Genomic DNA, 17,719 nt, shown 5'->3' with positions numbered 1-17,719 from the left:
AGGGTGGTACCGCGGGCATTTGAATTTCAAGAGGCTCGTCCCTTCGGGGACGGGTCTCTTTTTTTATGTATGAAGAGGTAAAGGAGGAATTATAATGAGAATTGCAGTGGTAGGAGCTACAGGAGAAGTGGGACGTATGATGATAAAGGTGCTTGAAGAACATAAAGTTCAGCCAGATGAACTTCGCCTTTTTGCTTCTGCGCGAACAGCAGGAATGTCGCTTCTTTTTGGCGGAAAGTCCTATACTGTTGAAGAACTTACTCATGACGTTCTTCGAGAAGGTTTTGATTACGTTCTTTTTTCCGCTGGTTCCGATGTTGCTAAAGAGTATGCTCCCACTGCGGCAGAAGCGGGATCTGTTGTCATTGATAATTCCTCTGCTTTTAGAAGAGACGCTACTATTCCTCTTATCGTTCCCGAGATCAACGGAGATATTCTTGAAGGATACAGAGGGATTGTTGCCAATCCTAACTGTTCAACTATTCAAATGGTTCTTGGGCTCTATGAAATTCATCGCCGTTTTGGAATAAAATCTATAGTAGTGAGTACGTATCAATCTGTTTCTGGAGCTGGGAAAAAGGGAATGAACGAACTTCAGAGTCAGATCGAAGGACATATACACCCTCAAAAATTTGTTCGTCAAATTCATCTTAACGTTATTCCCCACATTGGAACTATTTTAGACAACGGTTTTTCTGATGAAGAAATGAAAATGGTTCATGAAACCCATAAGATATTACGGGATGACTCTATTAGTATATGGCCTACTACTGTTCGTGTTCCTGTCTTATATGGTCATTCAGAGGCTATATGGATAGAAACTCGCGATGCAGCTTCCCTTGAGGATTTGCGTGGAGCTATTGAATCAAGTGAAGATGTGGTTTTAACAGATAGCGTAATTTCCCCCCTTGAGGGTGCAGGAACCGATTTTGTGTACGTTTCTCGTCTTCGCGCCTTTGACGATAGACGTTTCTTAATGTGGAATGTCGCGGATAACATTCGTGTTGGAGCGGCTACGAATGCCGTTCGGATATTAAAAAAACATCGGGCACTCAATGCCCGCAACATTTAACAGGAGGTGTATGACCCATGTTTAGTGGAACAGGAACAGCAGTGGTTACCCCCTTCAAAAACGGGAAAGTTGATTATGAGAGTTTCGGAAAGTTTTTGGATTTTCAGATTAACGGTGGCGTAGACTTTCTTGTTGTTCTCGGAACAACTGGAGAAGCTCCGGCTGTATCCATGACTGAGAGGGAAGAAATTATACGTTTTGCAGTTGAAACCGCTCAAGGTCGCGTTCCAGTTGTCATAGGAACGGGTTCGAATTCTACAGAAGTGGCTATTGAGCTTTCCAACCAGGCCCTTTCTCTGGGAGCGGATGGAGTTCTCGTCGTCACTCCATATTATAATAAACCTCCTCAAGAAGGTTTGTATCAGCACTTTAGTACAATAGCTTCCCGTATTAACGGTGGACGATTGATAATTTACAACGTTCCCGGACGTACGGGTATCAATATTTTGCCAGATACAGTGCTTCGTTTAGCCGAAATTAAAAATATAGTTGGTATAAAAGAAGCCTCTGGTGACGAAGCTCAAGTGGATTATCTTATTCGGAAAATGCAAAAAAAGCGCCCTGACTTTTTAATCCTTTCCGGCAATGATGATCAGGCTTTTCACCTTGTCAATGCAGGTGGAGATGGCGTAATCTCTGTACTTTCCAATGTGGCACCTCGTGAAATGTCAACAATGATTCGTTTTGCTCTTGATGGGAATATTGAAAAGGCTAGAGAGCTTCATTTGCGATTATTCCCGCTCATGAAGGGACTTTTCTGTGAGACTAATCCTATTCCCGTAAAGTATGCTGTGAGCAGCTTGGAATATTGCGAAAATGAACTTCGTCTTCCTCTGGTTCCTGCATCACAAAAAGCAATGACTGTTGTTGATGAGGCCATGAAAGAGAGTGGAATTCACTAATGCGTTATGGACTCGTAGGAGCCTCTGGTCGTATGGGACAGGAAATACAGAAAGCCTTTGCTGGCCACATGCTCTCCCTTACAGTTGATATAAACGGTGAAAAATATACGGATAAACCTCAGGTTATTGTCGATTTTTCAAGTCGTCTTGCTTTACCTCGTACAATTGAATTATGCCATCAGCATAGCGCGGGATTAGTCATTGGCACTACCGCTATTACAGCTGACGACATTACTCTTCTTCAAGAGTTGGGAGAAGAGGTACCTGTTGTACAAAGCTTTAATTTTTCCGTAGGCATTAATATGCTCAAGGTTATATTGCGCCAATTTGCTCCTTATCTTGCTGATTGGGATATTGAAATTTCAGAGACTCACCATAACAAAAAGAAGGATGCACCTTCGGGTACCGCTCTTTTGTTAAAGGAGGCGACAGGTCGAAACTGCGAAACTCATTCTCTTCGAATGGGAGGCGTACCTGGCGATCATAGCGTTTTTTTTGCTAATGAAGGTGAAATTCTCGAATTTACACATCGTGCCCTCTCGCGCTCTGTTTTTGCTTTGGGAGCGTTACGGGCTGCGGAGTTTGTTCTCAGCGCAGAGCCGGGATTCTATTCTTTTGAGGAGGTCGTAACATGCGCACCGAAGAGATCATAAAACTGATAAAAGAGTCAAAAAAACGAACCCCTGCCAAGGCCTATATTTCTGGGAATTTCGAAGGATGCGCTTGGGGAGGGCTCACTTTTATAGGCGGCGATCATTTCGGTATGCTCGTTGGTGACCATAAAGATATAGAATCTGCACTTTCAGCCAATGCAGCTCGTATTCATGCAGTTCATATAGAGGTTCAAGCGCGGAACTCCGCCCTTCCTCTTGCCGATCTGACAAAATATGAGGCTCGTATAGAGCCAGGATCCATCATTCGTGAAATGGTGGAAATTGGCAAAGGGGCTGTTGTCATGATGGGGGCTGTTATTAATATTGGTGCCGTTATTGGTTCAGGAACAATGATCGATATGAATGTAGTTATTGGTGGAAGGGCAATGATTGGCTCTCACTGTCATATTGGTGCAGGCGCAGTTGTAGCTGGAGTTATTGAGCCACCAAGTGCAACGCCGGTAATTATTGAAGATAATGTTTTAGTGGGAGCAAATGCCGTTATCCTTGAAGGGGTTCATGTCGGTAAAGGAGCGGTTGTTGCTGCTGGTGCCATTGTAACTAAAGATGTTCCCGAGGGAGCTGTTGTTGCTGGTTCTCCTGCCCGTATTATAAAAATGGTTGATGCCCAAACAGCAGATAAAACTCAGATCGTTCAAGACCTGAGGAACCTCTGATTTAGGAGGCTTTACAAAGTGATCGTACAGAAATATGGTGGGTCGTCAGTTGCAACACCAGAGAAGATTCGAGCTATAGCAGAAAAAATAAAGAAACGCGTAGAGGAAGGCGAAAAACTCGTTGTTGTTGTTTCAGCTATGGGAAAGACAACGAATAATCTTATTGAACTTGCAAGCCAGGTTTCATCAGATCCTTTGCCGCGTGAGCTTGATATGTTATTGGCTACTGGTGAACAGACGTCTGCGGCTCTTCTTTCCATGTCGCTTAATGACCTTGGTGTTCCAGCTGTATCGTATAATGCCTTCCAGCTCGGTATGATCACCACGGGAGCATTCTGCAACGCCCGTATTGTAGATATAGACATGAAGAAATTGGAGCGAGAATTTCAGCGGCGTCATGTTATCGTTGTTACAGGATTTCAAGGAATTACTCCAGAGGGAGAAATCACGACTTTAGGCCGTGGCGGGTCAGATACATCAGCAGTTGCCATTGCGGCAAAAGCCAGTGCCCGATGTGAGATATACAGTGATGTTGCTGGAATTTATACATGTGATCCCAAGGTATGTCCTAACGCTAAGAAACTTCAGTATGTTACATATGATGAAGTGTTAGAACTATCATCAATGGGAGCTAAAGTTCTTCATTCAAGGGCTGTGGAAATAGCGAAGAAATATAACGTTGAACTTTATTGTGCCTCTACATTTTCAGATGAAAGGGGGACTCTTGTGGTGAGTACATTACCTGAATGGCTGGAACAGCCTGTCGTTACAGGTGTTACTTCTGATAAAAACCAGAGAAAAGTGACAATTAGTCCTATGCCCGGAGGCATTGAAGCGATGAGCGCACTGTTCACAGCTCTTGCTGACGAAGGTGTAAATGTGGATATGATATCCACAGTAAACGATAGTGGCCATTCTTATCTGACTTTTACTGTTGTTGAAGGAAAGAGTGCCGTTGTACAACGTACAGTTGAGAAGGTACTTTCTCCATATGAAAACTGGCGTCTCTCAGAAGAGGATGACGTTGCGAAAATATCTGCTGTTGGTGTTGGTATGGAATCGTCACCTGGTGTTGCAGCTAGATTCTTTTCAGCTCTTTGCAGAGAAAAAATTCGTATGTATGGAACGAGTACCTCAGAGATAAAAATATCGACTCTTGTAGCACGGACGGAAGCGGATCGGGCTGTTCAGGCATTGGTACATGAATTTGGCTTAACGGAGAGCTTATAATGCTTTGTCCTGTCTATCATCCCTATAATCTTACGGTTCAATCTGCCCTAGGCATTGAAATTAGTACAAATGAAGGGGTTTTCCTCGATACCTTTGCCGGAATAGGCGTGTTACCTCTGGGGCATAGTCATCCAGACGTTGTTCACGCAATAACGGAGAAAGTAAAACGTTTTTCTCATCTGTCAAATTATTTTCTTGATCCTGATGCGGTGAAAGTTGCAGAGCTCCTTTGCAAAATGGCGGAAACAGAAGACGGGCATGTCTATTTTTCAAATTCAGGAGCTGAAGCATCTGAAGCGGCAATTAAAGCGATTATTAAGAACAGGAAGGGATCTTTAGTTTCTTTTATGGGAAATTTCCATGGACGTACTTGTGGTTCTCTTTCGGTTACATGGAATCCTGTCATTCGTGAACCCTTTGAGCCATTATTGCCTAACGTTGCTTTTCTTCCTAAAGATGCCAACGCTTTTAGAGAATACGCAGCTTCTCATGATATAGCCGGTGTCTTTCTTGAATGCGTTCAAGGAAATTCCGGTGTATTGCCTCTTCCCGATGCTCTTATTGAGGCTGTTTCAGATTTGCGAGATAGCAAAGATTATCTTATTGTAGCCGATGAAATACAGGCTGGATTTGGACGAACCGGACAATTCTTTTCATTTCAGAATTGGGACATAGAACCTGATATTATTACGTGTGGGAAAGGTATTGGCGGTGGTTTACCACTGGGTGCTGCCATCTTTTGTGACTGGTCCCCTTTTGCTGAGGGTGATCACGGATCTACATTTGCTCCCAATCCTGTTTCTTTAGCAGCTGGAAAAGTTATATTGAACGCTCTGACAGAATCCTTTTTAGCTGAAGTGAGGGAAAAGGGTGCCTATTTTAAAGAGCAATTACAACGTCTCTCATGGGCTATGGATATTCGTCAGCTTGGCTTGATGATTGGTGTCTCCACTGAAGGAGATGCTCAGGAAATTCGCCAAAAAGCCTATGAGCGTAAAGTCTTGCTCAATGTAGCAGGAGGCAGCGTTCGTCTTTTGCCAGCTTTAAATATTACACATGAAGAGATCGACGAAATTATAAGACGTCTTACCTTTTAATAAATCAAGAGCCGCTTTTGCGGCTCTTGATTTATCTTTTTGTAATATTTAATTGTTCGAGTAGACTTTCTGCAAGTTTTTTAAACATCTCATCATTTTTGTAACTTTCAATCTCGCTTTTATCTGCAAGTTGACCTAATTTAGGATCAATTGGGAGGCGCATTAATACAGGGATAGCAAATTTTTCTTTGATTTCATCAATATGGCTAGGTCCAAAAATTTCCATAACCTTGCCACAATAAGGGCATGTAAAAGAGCACATATTTTCAATAGCGCCTAAGAGCGGAACATCCATCATTTGAGTCATATTAAGGGCTTTTTCAACAACCATAACAGCAAGATCTTGAGGTGAAGTTACAACGACGAATCCATCAAGATGGATTGTTTGCATTACAGTAAGAGGAGCGTCAGCTGTTCCTGGAGGTAGGTCGACGATAACAAAATCAGTATTTTCCCAAGCAACATCTTTCCAAAACTGTTTTATTACGTTACTTATTATCGGTCCTCGCCAAACAACAGGTTTTGTCGGCTCGTCAAGAAGCAGGTTAATAGAAATAACCTTAATGTTAAAAATAGGAGAAGCTGGCGGAATAAGCCCTTCTGGAGTTCCATAAGGAGCGTCATGAACTCCCATAAGTTTAGGTATTGAAGGGCCTGTAATATCTGCGTCTAAAATACCTACAGAATAACCTTTTTTGGCAAGAGCTATGGCAAGAAGGCACGAGACGGAACTTTTACCAACCCCCCCTTTTCCACTCCCTACAGCAATAACATATTTAACATTTTTGGACACAAATTCTGTAGCAGGTTTTGCCATTTTTTTCTCCTTCACAACTATAGAGTTTTTTTAATGTTGTTAAGAGCTTCTTCGAGTGTAAGTCCCTCTGCTTTGAAATATTTAATGCCAGCTTGTGCTAAAGCATCTTCAGCATTTGGTCCTAAACGAGGAACAATAACGGCATCAATATTATATTTTGAAAGCAGACGAACAGCGGCTCCCCCAGCTCCATGCCCTTGTTCCGATAGAGAGTTTTCAATAGTTTCGATAATTTGTCCATTATCATTAAGAATTACAAAATAAGGAGCCCGGGCAAAACGTTCAGCTATAAGGCTTTTTATATTTGGTTCATTAACAGCTGCAGCAATACGCATATGTGTACACCTCACATTTTTATGTTATTGATTATTTGAAGCAAGTTTGTATAAATAGTTTCTATTTCCGGATGCAAAGAGTCTAAAGGAATTTCTTCACTCGATATCGCTTCTACAACACTAGGCCTGAAAGGAATAGAACCCAGAAATTGCCAATTTTTGTTTTTGATCTGGTCTTGTATTTCTGCATTTCTTATTTCTGAAAGATCTGCTTTATTGAGAATAACAGCTAAGGGAACTTCCAAAGAGGAACACAAATCACCAAGACGAAGAAGATCATGAAGACCTGATAGAGAAGGCTCTGTAACAGCTACAGCCAATGTTGCCCCTGTTAGCGCCGAAATTGCCGGGCAAGATATTCCAGGAGGTCCGTCAACAATAATAAGAGGGTAATTATTTTTGATTGCTTCCTGACGAACTTCTCGGCGAAGCTTGGCAACAAGCATTCCAGAATTTTCTTCTCCAGCATGAAGACGAGCATGCCAGAGGGGCCCCAAAGATGTTTCTCCCCGCCAATATTGGCCCTGTTCATATGAATTCATAGTAATAGCATTTTTAGGGCATACAAGAGCGCAACCACCACATCCCTCACATTTCCATAACAATGAAGTGATGCCATTGATTTCTTTCTTGATAGCATCAAAACGACAGAAATTGACACATGCTCCGCACAAATTGCAAAGGTTAGAATCTATTTCAGGTACTTTTCTGCCGCTAAATGAAAAGGATTGTCCATCGTTAGGATGAAGTAAAAGCTGGAGGTTAGGTGCATCTACATCTACATCACAAAAGAGGGCTTTCTTGCTGAAGAGAGCACATAATGCTGACACAACTGATGTTTTACCTGTGCCTCCTTTGCCACTGACAACAACGATTTCTTTGGGAATCATGAGAGCACCTCTTTAACATGGCCGAGAATAGTATATGTTGCTTCTTGCCATCTTTGATCTACACAAAAGGGAGCTATTCCCTCGGCATAAGCATGTGCAACTTTTTTTGAAAATGGCAAACAAGCAAGTATCGGTATATTTATCTTCTTGCAAAATGCTTCTGTCTCTTCTTTATTACCGAGATCAGATCGGTTAATAACAACAGCTGCAGGAATCCGAAGCTCTTGAACCGTTTCTGCCGCTAAAGCAAGGTCAGAAAGGCCGAAAGGCGTCGGTTCTGTAACTAAAACAACGAAATGTGATTGTTCGACAGCTGCAACCATTGGGCATGCTGTTCCCGGAGGTCCGTCTACAATTTGCGGAAAGGGTAAAGAATTTGCCTTTTCAAGAGCAGCATGGATAACGGGAACTGGATTAGGTTCTCCTATAGTTAATCTTCCTTCGATAAACCACCAATTTTTTGTATGTTTAATATTTAAATCCCCTATTTGTGTTTGGAAGTCTTTAATAGCTTTTTGAGGACATACATATTCGCATACGCCACATCCATGGCACAGTTTTTCGTTAACTAGGGGAGGCTTATTGCCAAATTGATTAAGAGCTCCAAAAGCACAATTATCAGCACATATGCCGCATCCGATACATCGTTGAATATCTATCTTAGGAATAACCTTGTAAATAGATTCTTTTTCTGGATTTTGAATGTTTAAAACCAAGCCAAGATCTGGTTCATCGACGTCGAGATCAATAATTGTTCCTTCTTGAAGAGCAGAAGCAAGAGAGGAGGCAACACATGTTTTGCCTGTTCCTCCCTTGCCGCTAACTATAGTTAATCGAAACATCTTCTCCTCCTAATGAGAAGAATGATCGTGACTACATTGGTCGCCAACAATCTCAAGGGAATTATCAAGAAATTCGCCGAGTATCTTTTCTACAGAGAGGGGTTGAACGCAAGCTACATCTACTCCTCCATCTCTCAACATTTGAGATGCCCTTTGTCCAATACCACCGGTGATGAGAAGGTTGGCACCTAAAGATGCAATCCAACGAGGCATGGCTCCAGGTATATGTTCTCCTTCTGGAGGTATAGCAATTTCCCGTGATATTTCCTTTTGATTTTCTACGTTAACAACGAGAAACTCTTTTGCGTGTCCAAAATGTTCTGATACAACGTCTCCATTTTTAGCGATTGCGATTTTCATGGGAAAGCTCCTTTTTATTTATTTTCTTCAAGTTCTGCTATGCGTTTACGAATATGTTCCATTTCATTTTCAAGCATAGATAACTCTTCTTTGAGCATACTTCGTTCTTCATCAGTTGAAGGTGTAGAATACCATTCTTCCGGAGCCTCATAGATGCCCCAACCTCTTCCCATGCCACGGCCGAAACCGAAGAAGCAACGACCCCATCGTGGGAATCTTCTACGCGCATATCCCAAGCGACATAAACCTCTTCCGCCACCTGTCATTGGCCCCATTCCGCGCGGTCCTGTTCTATCATAACCAGGCATGTTATTTTCCTCCTTATTGATAATGATTATCATTTGCATATATATACTATTCTCTGCTAAGATAATTGTCAAGGCATATATAAAAAGGAGTTCTCACCTTATGAAACAAAATGATGATATGAGACGAGAAGAGTTTTTTGAAATTCTTAAAAAGGCTGGATTTCGATTAACAAATCAGAGACAGACAATTATAGATGTGCTTATTGAAGGAGAAGCAGAACATGGCAATATACAGCTTATTTGGGAAAAAGCACATGAAAAAGATCCGTCTATAGGTATTGCTACAGTGTATAGAACTGTAGGTCTTCTTTCTGATATGGGGCTTCTTTACCGTTTTTCCCTCGACGAAGGGTTTGAGCGTTTCGAGTTACCCTCATCATCAATTCATTTTCACTTATATTGTCGTTGTTGCGGTAAAGTTTTGCATCTGAAAGAGGAAGAGGAAAAAGAGAAAATTATTAGGGAATGGCTAGAAGAAGCTGGTTTCGAACCAATTCCACAAAGTCTTGAAATGGCTGGCATATGCAGTGATTGTGCAACGAAAGTCAAAGAACATAAAAAAACGAAAGACCTTCCATGTACTGTTTTGGGGAAAGGATGGAGAAGAGGACATTGCGGTCGTCGAAAGGGATGTTTTCGTCACGATGATGACATGTAAAAGACGATGACATATAAAAACGGAGGGGGAATTGGTTATGAAAGATGTTGTACGTGTCGGTATTATTATTTGTAACAGATACGGAACCTGTGCAGGAGGAAAATGTTTGAAAGCACTCCGTAACAGAGAAGGTGGTTTTGCTCGTTACAAAGACAAAGAGGTGGAACTTGTAGGGTATACGACGTGTAATGGTTGTCCTGGTGGAAATGTCGAATATGCCCCTGCCGAAATGAAAAAAAATGGTGCCGAAGTTATACATCTGGCGACTGGGATGATCGTAGGTTACCCTCCATGTCCTCGAATTGATTATTTTAGAAGGTATATAAAAGAGGCTTTCGGTCTTGAGGTTGTAGTAGGAACCCACCCCATTCCTGAAAAGTACTATACTGTTCATTCCGCTCTTGGTACATGGAATTCCCCAATGTGGCAAGAGCTGATCTCTGACGTTATTGGCGATGAAAAAATACGTTTGGCTTATAATTAAAAAACCAAACGTTTGTTTAAAGATTAGATATGCAAAAGAGCCGTCATCACAACGGCTCTTTTGCATATCTGCAGAGGCTTTATTACATGCCATCATGAGCGACTAAAGCTAGCCTTTTTTGAGCTTTCATTGGTATTTTACTCCTTTCTTTAACGTAACAAAGAGATGACATTTGCATAAAAAGATAAAAAGTGATATTATTCACTTTAGCTTCAATTTATATGTATACTTTATACAAGTGAGGGGATACAGATGAAGGCAGCTCTTTGGTATGCGCGACATGATGTTCGTGTTGAAGATATTCCTGAACCAGTTCCTGCACGAGGAATGGTTAAGGTGCGTGTAAAATGGTGTGGAATTTGTGGCTCTGACCTTCATGAATTTCTTGGTGGTCCTATCTTTATTCCTGTCGATAAACCTCATCCTTTGAGTGGAGAAAAAGCTCCTGTTGTCTTAGGCCACGAGTTTTCTGGTGAAGTTGTGGAAGTAGGTGAGGACGTTACCTCTCTAAAAGCAGGTGACAGAGTTGTCGTTGAACCTATGCGAGTTTGTCGTCCTGACGATCCTGATATGTGTCCTGCCTGCAGAGAAGGGAAATATAATCTCTGCACTCGATTGGGGTTTCATGGACTTTGCGGTGGTGGCGGCGGATTTGCGGAATATACGACATTTTATGAAGAGTTCGTTCATAAAATTCCTGATACACTCCCATTTGATAAAGCTGCTCTTGTAGAACCTCTTGCTGTTGCTTTGCAGTCTCTTAAGCAGGGAGATTTCTCAATTGGACAAACTGCTTTAGTTCTTGGAGCTGGCCCGATCGGACTTGCTACTATTGAGTCTTTAAAAGCGGCAGGTGCTCGTTTAGTTATCGTTATGCAGAGAAAGTCTATCCGTCAGGAATATGCATTGCGATCTGGGGCAGATGTTGTTCTTGATCCCAACGAAGTTGATGTCCCTTCAGAAGTGAAAAAATTGACGGATGGGTATGGTGTTGATGTAAGCTTTGAAACGACAGGTTCTCAGAGTGGTTTTGATAAAGCTATCGAAAGCGTTAAACCAGGTGGAACAGCTGTTATTACAAGCATTTGGGAAGGAGCTATTTCTTTTAATCCCAATGCTGTTGTTTTCCAAGAAAAGAAAGTCGTGGGAACTATTGCATATCGCCATCTTTTCCCTGCGGCTATAACTATGTTGGCTGATGGTCGTATCAAGGGGGATGGCTGGATAACGAAAAAAGTAGCTCTCGAAAATATCGTAGAAGAAGGTTTTGGAACTCTTACTGGTCCTGAAAAGAAAAAACAAGTAAAAGTTCTTGTTACTCCTGATTCTAGCCTCTTATAATCTTTTGTTTTATAAAGGGACTTTTCTTTAAAAAAGTCCCTTTATTTTTTTCGAAAAACTTTTCGCAAAATTCGTAAAGTAATGCTAGTATATGTAACGCGCATATTCGCTGCCATTTATCGTCACCCCCATATAACATGCACGAGGAAGGGGGAATGTTTTATGATGGTAGAAAAGTGTATGAAACCGGTAGAAATTCTACTTGTAGAAAAAGATGAGAAAGAAGCTTTAAAGATCATTCAAAGCCTAAATGATTGGAAAATTTTCAATACAGTTCACGTTGTTAACAATCGTTATGAAGCTTTAGATTATCTTCGACAAGTAGGCAAATATTGGGATCGTTCCAAACCAGATATTGTTATGGCCGATTGTGATCTTCCAGACCATTGTTGTGAAATGCTTTTGTCTGAAATACGTAATGATCCTGCTCTCTATACTACCCCAATTCTTTTCATTACATCTGTCAATAAATCTGCTCCCTTCGAAACTGCTGATTATATGGTTCGTTTTATAGAAAAGCCTATGTCAGGTCAAAAATATCTTGGCGTGCTTATGTCGTTTGAAAATTTATGGATTACTATTACTCATCTAACATGAAGATTGCAATTAAAAGAGGGCTAAAGAGATGACCTTTATTGTCCTTTTTAAAAGAGAGGCTGCCATTTAAAATGGCAGCCTCTGACATTTTTTCTTACATGAATAATCCTGCACCTGGACCCAGTGGCAGTTTGAGCAAATACCAAATAATGAGCTGGATCGAGAAGCAGATAAGGTACGCGATAGTGTAAGGCATCTCCAGAGAGATGACAGTTCCTATTCCTACAGATTGTTTGTTTCCTTCAGGTTTGTATTGTTCTAGCAAACCAATGATTACAGGAATGTAGTATGAGAGAGGTGAGATAATATTCGATGACGAGTCTCCGATTCGATAAGCAATCTGTGTGAGTGCTGGTGAAAAACCAATGATTGAGAACATGGGGACAAAAATAGGAGCCAGAATTAACCATTTTGCAGATCCGCTCATGATGAAAAGGTTAAGTATTGAACAAAGTAATATGAACATAAGAATGAGAGGAATTCCTCCAAGGTTCATTGATTGCAGCCATTCAGCTCCACGTACAGATAAGATAGTAGCCATATTACTTGTGTTAAAAAGATTAATAAAAAGAGATGCAGGTAGTGCCACTACTAAAAAACTTAAACTGCCTTGAAGCCCTTTCTGCATGAGTTTGGGCACATCTGAAGCTTCTTTTATGGTACCAGAGCCGTATCCATAGGCGATTCCGACAAAGAAGAAGATGAAAAACAAAATAGCGACAACGCTTGAAAGTAATGGAGATTTAGGAACGATGCTTCCGTCATTAGCCCTGAAGAATGAACCTTCGGGAATTGTTAGAACGAGTAAGAACGCGATGCATAGAATTGTTGCGATAAGAGCCCATCGAAGTCCTCTATTTTCCTCAGGAGTTACGACGTGTTTTAAGAGTTCAGATTCATCTTTATGTCCACCTGTATCTCCAAGAATTTTCACGGTAAATCGTTCTGTGACAAAGGTTGTAACAAAAGTAACAGTTAGAGTTGCCATAATAAGAAAGTACCAGTTTATAAGGGGATGCGTAGGTCCTGCAATATTCATTCCTTTAGTTACTGATTCTGTAATACCTGCCAAGAGAGCGTCTGTTCCGGCAATGAAGAAGTTGGCGGTGAATCCTCCAGAAGCAGCTGCAAAGCCTGCAATAATGCCGACCCATGGATTTCGCCCCAGGGCTTTGAATACGGCAGCTCCTATGGCAGGGGTGAAAATAATACCTGCGTCAGAAGCGAGGTTGGCGTTAATACCAACAATGGCAAGGACGGCTGTTACTAAATAAGATGGAGCTCCCATTATGGTTTTTCGCATGAGAGCTGAAATAAGACCAGTCTGTTCTACGAGTCCGATACCCAGCATCATGGTCATAATAAGGCCGAGAGGTGCAAAACCAACGTAGGTTTTGACAAAATTGGCCATAAAGGGACGCAGAGCTTCAAAACTTAACAGGTTTGCGACTTCAACTGTGGTTTGTTTTGCTTCCCCACCGCCGCGGGCGGCGGCAAGATAGGTAACGGATACTCCAGCTTTCGATAGTATGTACGAAAGAGCAATAACAATGAGAGCGAGAGTAACGAAAAGCCAGAAAGGGTGAGGTAACTTGTTGCCTATAATTTCGATACCTTTGATGAAACGTTCAAATAGCCCGGGACTGTGCGTTGTTTCTGATCGTTTTTGTTTTTTTGCCATGTATAATGTACCTCCTTTGATATGTGTGATATAGCGTTAAAGTTGAGGAATATATGCAACGGATAAGAAAGAGAATGTCAGTCAGAGTATTTGTAAGGGATTAAAAATTAGATTTAATACTATATTAGTGTTTTTTATTGTAATTAAAAGATTTTTATATTTTATTTTTCAAATAAATTTTAAATTATTGATTTATATTATTTTTTATGAATATAAATAGGCACATAAACAATCCTAGCCATCAAACACATGGCTAGGATTGTTGTTTCCCCCCGTTTATCTTTATGTTTTAACGATGATCTTGCTTTTTTACTTTTTTACATAAATAATCCTGCTCCTGGGCCAAGTGGCAGTTTGAGCAAATACCAAATAATGAGCTGGATTGAGAAACAGATAAGATAAGCAATAGTGTAAGGCATCTCCAGGGAGATGACAGTTCCTATTCCTACAGGTTTTGTATCACCTTCAGGTTTATATTGCTCCAAAAGACCTATCATGACAGGAATGTAGTATGAGAGAGGTGAGATAATATTCGATGACGAGTCTCCGATTCGATAAGCGATCTGTGTGAGTGCCGGTGAAAAACCAATGATTGAGAACATGGGAACAAAAATAGGAGCCAGAATTAGCCATTTTGCAGATCCGCTTGTAATGAATAGGTTGATAAACGTGCAAAGAAGAATAAACATCAAAATGAGTGGAATGCCGCCTAAATTGAGCGCTTTAAGACCCTCTGCACCTTTAACGGCAAGGATTGTTGTTAGGTTACTTGAATTAAAGAGATTAATGAATAAGGCTGCTGGCAGAGCTACGACAAGGAAGCTAAGACTGCCTTGAAGCCCTTTCTGCATGAGTTTGGGCACATCTGAAGCTTCTTTTATGGTACCAGAGCCGTATCCGTAAGCGATTCCGACAAAGAAGAAGATGAAAAACAAAATAGCAACAACGCTTGAAAGTAAGGGAGAGCTTGGAACAATTGTTCCATTGTCAGATCTGAAGAAAGAACCTTGCGGAATTGTCAAATAGAGCAAAAATCCGATACATAAAACTGCGGCAATAAGAGCCCATCGAAGTCCTCTATTTTCTTCAGGAGTTACGACGTGTTTTAAGAGTTCAGATTCGTCTTTATGTCCACCTGTATCTCCAAGAATTTTCACGGTAAATCGTTCTGTAACAAAGGTTGTAACAAAGGTGACAGTAACGGTTGCTACTATAAGAAAATACCAATTAATAAGGGGGTGGGTAGGACCAACAATGTTCATTCCCTTAGCTGCTGATTCTGTAATACCTGCCAAGAGAGCGTCTGTTCCGGCAATGAAGAAGTTGGCGGTGAATCCTCCAGAAGCAGCTGCAAAGCCTGCAATAATGCCGACCCATGGATTTCGTCCCAGAGCTTTGAATACGGCAGCTCCTATAGCAGGGGTGAAAATAATACCTGCGTCAGAAGCGAGGTTGGCGTTAATACCAACAATGGCAAGGACGGCTGTAACTAAGTAGGGTGGGGCCCCCATTATGGTTTTTCGCATGAGGGCTGAAATAAGACCAGTCTGTTCTACGAGTCCGATACCCAGCATCATGGTCATAATAAGGCCGAGAGGTGCAAAACCAACGTAGGTTTTGACAAAATTGGCCATAAAGGGGCGAAGAGCTTTGTAACTTAACAGGTTTGCGACTTCAACTGTGGTTTGTTTTGCTTCCCCACCGCCGCGGGCGGCGGCAAGATAGGTAACGGATACTCCAGCTTTCGATAGTATGTACGAAAGAGCAATAACAATGAGAGCGAGAATAACGAAAAGCCAGAAAGGGTGAGGTAATTTGTTGCCTACAACTTCGATACCTTTGATGAAACGTTCAAAAAAACCGGGACTGTTTGCTCGCGATTCTTTCTTGTTGTTCACCATTCGTAACCCTCCTCAATAAAAATTGTGTTTCTATTGTGTTACAGGGGGGAATATGAGGTGTTAATCGTTGCAAACCAAACTGTGTAGTAATGCTTATATCGAAGGTTGAATATTTCGTCAAGTCTTTTATTTTTAAAAGGGGTTAAGAAATGAATCTTAACCCCTTTTAAAATAATATTTCCACATGTGTGGGTATGTTATCCACAATTTTTTATTTTTTCTAAGAGAAGGAGAATTCTATTTTTCTGTGTTTCGGCAAAGCGGTCAATAATGAGTTTTCCTCTCGCAGTTTGAGGGAGAGAAGAAAAAGCAAGAGAAAGGCCGGGAATGTATTCCAGGCTAATGGCCCAATCTTGTAGCATAGGAGCTTTAAAAGCATAGAGGATTTTATTTAACTGACGTACATAAAACAGTTGTTTTTGAAGAGAAAGCTTCGTTGTGTCAACCCTCTCAATATCCTCAAGCATTTCTGTGATTTCTTTGATATATGTTAGATGAGAAGAGAAGAGAGGTGTTGCAAAACATTTTTTGATTTGTTGAATCAAAGCCCTAATATTAAAGGAAAAAGATTGATTACAAAGAACCCGAGAGGCTGCGGTTAAATAGAGTTGAGCATCTTTTTCAAGGATATCACGACTTACATATGTAGGAAGGTCTTCTTCCGTATGCCACCACCAACTCATAAAGCTATTGGCAGTGGTATCTTGATTGTTTTCAGGCAAAGTTGAAGACCAGATAAAATATGGTGATATTCCTATATTTTGAAAAGATTGGTCCCATCCTCGAACATGATGATTCCATTCACCTTTTTGTCCCGTTATGTCATGTATAGTTTGAGAAGCTATCTCCATAAGGTCAGGCCCAGCAGATATTCTGGAAAAATCAGTTGCCCCTCTCATGCCAGGCATGTCGATATTTGTGTATGCAAGGCAGTTTCTTTCAAGATCAAGGAAATTTCGAGAAGCATATGTGGAAGATCCTGCATATCGTCCATTGGAATGTCCAGACCACCAACATATTTTGAGCCCAAATTTTTTTCCTGTCATTTTTATCGTTTTTTCCGCGAGGTTTAAAGCAATAGCATTACCTGTAGCATTATCTGCTGATCCATAGTGCCATGAATCAAGGTGGTTTCCAACGAGAAGATAGTTTCCATTTTCTTCCTCTGCTGGAATCAACGCTTCGAGTACAGGGATCGTTGTGATTCCTTCTTGAACTTGTGTTGTGATCTTTCCTAACACTCTATCTTTTTTAATGTTGGCTATAAGTTTTTCCCCTGTAGGACGACAGAGAATGACCACTGGAATATGAGGATATATGTGATTTTGTTCAGGTTCAGGAGTTCCCCATATCATATTGACGTTTCCTTCGTGAACTATTGATTCATCTCCCTGTTCCCAAACAGAAATGAAGGCGACAGCACCTCGCCGTTCGGCTTCCATAATAGCTACTGGATTTGACGTTCTTGATACTACGATAACGTTTTGAAAATCTTTATTGTTGGCAGTGTAGTCTGCAAGAAATGTCAGAGGATGGTGCTCTAAAAGATCTTTTTCTACGAATTGTAAATAAGCCTCAATTCCTTCTTTAGGTGTGGAAGAGGTGAAACTCCACGTTTTGCACGGAACGATCTCTTCCTTCTGGCTATATTTGCATAGAAGCTCGGCTCGTTGAGGATTACTAAGAAGAGCAGGATATGAATGAAGTTTCCATTCTATTCCTGCCTTTGTAAGTCTCTCTTTTAAAAAATTGACGGCATCTTTCTCTCCATCGCTTCCTGAAAGACGATTGAATTGAGAAAGATTCTTCATATCATCAAACAAGGTTGTAGCAGAAAGTGACTTGCATAACTCCATTTCTGCGTCGTTAAGCAT

19 protein-coding genes are annotated in these 17,719 nt (G+C 41.1%); 10 read left to right on the top strand and 9 right to left on the bottom strand.

All coding sequences use genetic code 11. The features are described from left to right. Positions 1 to 94 precede the first annotated feature (94 nt). From RBH88_RS10975 to RBH88_RS10950, 6 genes are read left to right on the top strand one after another with little or no spacing between them, the layout of a single operon-like run. Entirely contained in the window at positions 95 to 1,072 is a 978-nt protein-coding gene (locus RBH88_RS10975; protein WP_213695361.1) for an aspartate-semialdehyde dehydrogenase, read from the top strand. Positions 1,073 to 1,089: 17 nt separating this feature from the next. Continuing rightward, positions 1,090 to 1,974, top strand: coding sequence for a 4-hydroxy-tetrahydrodipicolinate synthase (gene dapA / locus RBH88_RS10970; RefSeq protein WP_213695360.1), 885 nt, complete (start codon positions 1,090 to 1,092; stop codon positions 1,972 to 1,974). Then, complete coding sequence (locus RBH88_RS10965; RefSeq protein ID WP_213690089.1) at positions 1,974 to 2,627, top strand: 4-hydroxy-tetrahydrodipicolinate reductase; 654 nt, start codon at positions 1,974 to 1,976, stop codon at positions 2,625 to 2,627. The genes dapA and RBH88_RS10965 overlap by 1 nt, the downstream gene beginning before the upstream one ends. Then, on the top strand, positions 2,606 to 3,304 hold the full coding sequence (dapD, locus tag RBH88_RS10960; RefSeq protein WP_213701451.1) for a 2,3,4,5-tetrahydropyridine-2,6-dicarboxylate N-acetyltransferase: 699 nt from the start codon (positions 2,606 to 2,608) through the stop codon (positions 3,302 to 3,304). The genes RBH88_RS10965 and dapD overlap by 22 nt, the downstream gene beginning before the upstream one ends. Positions 3,305 to 3,322: 18 nt before the next feature. Continuing rightward, entirely contained in the window at positions 3,323 to 4,534 is a 1,212-nt protein-coding gene (locus tag RBH88_RS10955) for an aspartate kinase (RefSeq protein WP_213695358.1), read from the top strand. Then, positions 4,534 to 5,631 (top strand): aspartate aminotransferase family protein, encoded by a 1,098-nt coding sequence (locus RBH88_RS10950; RefSeq protein WP_307879645.1) that lies wholly within the window; start codon positions 4,534 to 4,536, stop codon positions 5,629 to 5,631. The genes RBH88_RS10955 and RBH88_RS10950 overlap by 1 nt, the downstream gene beginning before the upstream one ends. A 31-nt stretch (positions 5,632 to 5,662) precedes the next feature. Here the strand turns inward: RBH88_RS10950 and RBH88_RS10945 are convergent, their stop codons facing one another. Genes RBH88_RS10945 through RBH88_RS10920 form a run of 6 tightly spaced genes read right to left on the bottom strand, consistent with a single transcriptional unit; the run spans position 5,663 to position 9,183 of the window. After that, the gene (locus tag RBH88_RS10945; protein ID WP_213690093.1) at positions 5,663 to 6,448 is read right to left on the bottom strand and encodes an Mrp/NBP35 family ATP-binding protein; all 786 of its coding nucleotides are present in this window, start codon (positions 6,446 to 6,448) and stop codon (positions 5,663 to 5,665) included. Positions 6,449 to 6,465: 17 nt separating this feature from the next. Then, positions 6,466 to 6,783, bottom strand: a complete 318-nt coding sequence (locus RBH88_RS10940) for a NifB/NifX family molybdenum-iron cluster-binding protein (RefSeq protein ID WP_213690094.1) — start codon at positions 6,781 to 6,783, stop codon at positions 6,466 to 6,468. Positions 6,784 to 6,794: 11 nt separating this feature from the next. Next, positions 6,795 to 7,673, bottom strand: coding sequence for an ATP-binding protein (locus RBH88_RS10935; RefSeq protein ID WP_213690095.1), 879 nt, complete (start codon positions 7,671 to 7,673; stop codon positions 6,795 to 6,797). Beyond that, positions 7,670 to 8,515: an ATP-binding protein gene (locus RBH88_RS10930; protein ID WP_307879644.1), complete on the bottom strand. Its 846-nt coding sequence runs from the start codon at positions 8,513 to 8,515 to the stop codon at positions 7,670 to 7,672. The genes RBH88_RS10935 and RBH88_RS10930 overlap by 4 nt, the downstream gene beginning before the upstream one ends. 9 nt (positions 8,516 to 8,524) lie before the next feature. Beyond that, entirely contained in the window at positions 8,525 to 8,875 is a 351-nt protein-coding gene (locus tag RBH88_RS10925; RefSeq protein WP_213690097.1) for a NifB/NifX family molybdenum-iron cluster-binding protein, read from the bottom strand. Between the two features lie 14 nt (positions 8,876 to 8,889). Next, complete coding sequence (locus RBH88_RS10920) at positions 8,890 to 9,183, bottom strand: DUF5320 domain-containing protein (RefSeq protein WP_213690098.1); 294 nt, start codon at positions 9,181 to 9,183, stop codon at positions 8,890 to 8,892. A 100-nt stretch (positions 9,184 to 9,283) separates the two neighbouring features. On the opposite strand from RBH88_RS10920, the gene RBH88_RS10915 reads away from it, so the two are divergent. The 4 genes from RBH88_RS10915 (at position 9,284) to RBH88_RS10900 (ending at position 12,263) form a co-directional block, all read left to right on the top strand. Then, complete coding sequence (locus RBH88_RS10915) at positions 9,284 to 9,841, top strand: Fur family transcriptional regulator (RefSeq protein ID WP_213690099.1); 558 nt, start codon at positions 9,284 to 9,286, stop codon at positions 9,839 to 9,841. A gap of 37 nt (positions 9,842 to 9,878) precedes the next feature. Then, a complete protein-coding gene (locus RBH88_RS10910; protein ID WP_213690100.1) occupies positions 9,879 to 10,325 on the top strand; it encodes a CGGC domain-containing protein in 447 nt (148 codons plus the stop codon). A gap of 252 nt (positions 10,326 to 10,577) precedes the next feature. Further along, positions 10,578 to 11,666 (top strand): 2,3-butanediol dehydrogenase, encoded by a 1,089-nt coding sequence (locus RBH88_RS10905; RefSeq protein WP_213695356.1) that lies wholly within the window; start codon positions 10,578 to 10,580, stop codon positions 11,664 to 11,666. Between the two features lie 162 nt (positions 11,667 to 11,828). Next, positions 11,829 to 12,263, top strand: a complete 435-nt coding sequence (locus RBH88_RS10900) for a response regulator (protein WP_213691089.1) — start codon at positions 11,829 to 11,831, stop codon at positions 12,261 to 12,263. Between the two features lie 94 nt (positions 12,264 to 12,357). Here the strand turns inward: RBH88_RS10900 and RBH88_RS10895 are convergent, their stop codons facing one another. The 3 genes from RBH88_RS10895 to RBH88_RS10885 all read right to left on the bottom strand — a co-directional run bounded on the left by RBH88_RS10895 (position 12,358) and on the right by RBH88_RS10885 (position 17,719). Next, positions 12,358 to 13,944, bottom strand: a complete 1,587-nt coding sequence (locus tag RBH88_RS10895) for an AbgT family transporter (protein WP_307879643.1) — start codon at positions 13,942 to 13,944, stop codon at positions 12,358 to 12,360. Positions 13,945 to 14,261: 317 nt separating this feature from the next. Next, positions 14,262 to 15,845: an AbgT family transporter gene (locus tag RBH88_RS10890; protein WP_307879642.1), complete on the bottom strand. Its 1,584-nt coding sequence runs from the start codon at positions 15,843 to 15,845 to the stop codon at positions 14,262 to 14,264. Between the two features lie 197 nt (positions 15,846 to 16,042). Then, positions 16,043 to 17,719, bottom strand: coding sequence for a M28 family peptidase (locus RBH88_RS10885; protein WP_213695354.1), 1,677 nt, complete (start codon positions 17,717 to 17,719; stop codon positions 16,043 to 16,045).

Origin of the sequence: Aminobacterium sp. MB27-C1 (genome assembly GCF_030908405.1) — a bacterium.
Taxonomy (GTDB): Bacteria; Synergistota; Synergistia; order Synergistales; family Aminobacteriaceae; genus Aminobacterium.
Note: the sequence above shows the minus strand (reverse complement) of the source record. Positions and strands in the feature narration are given on the sequence as shown.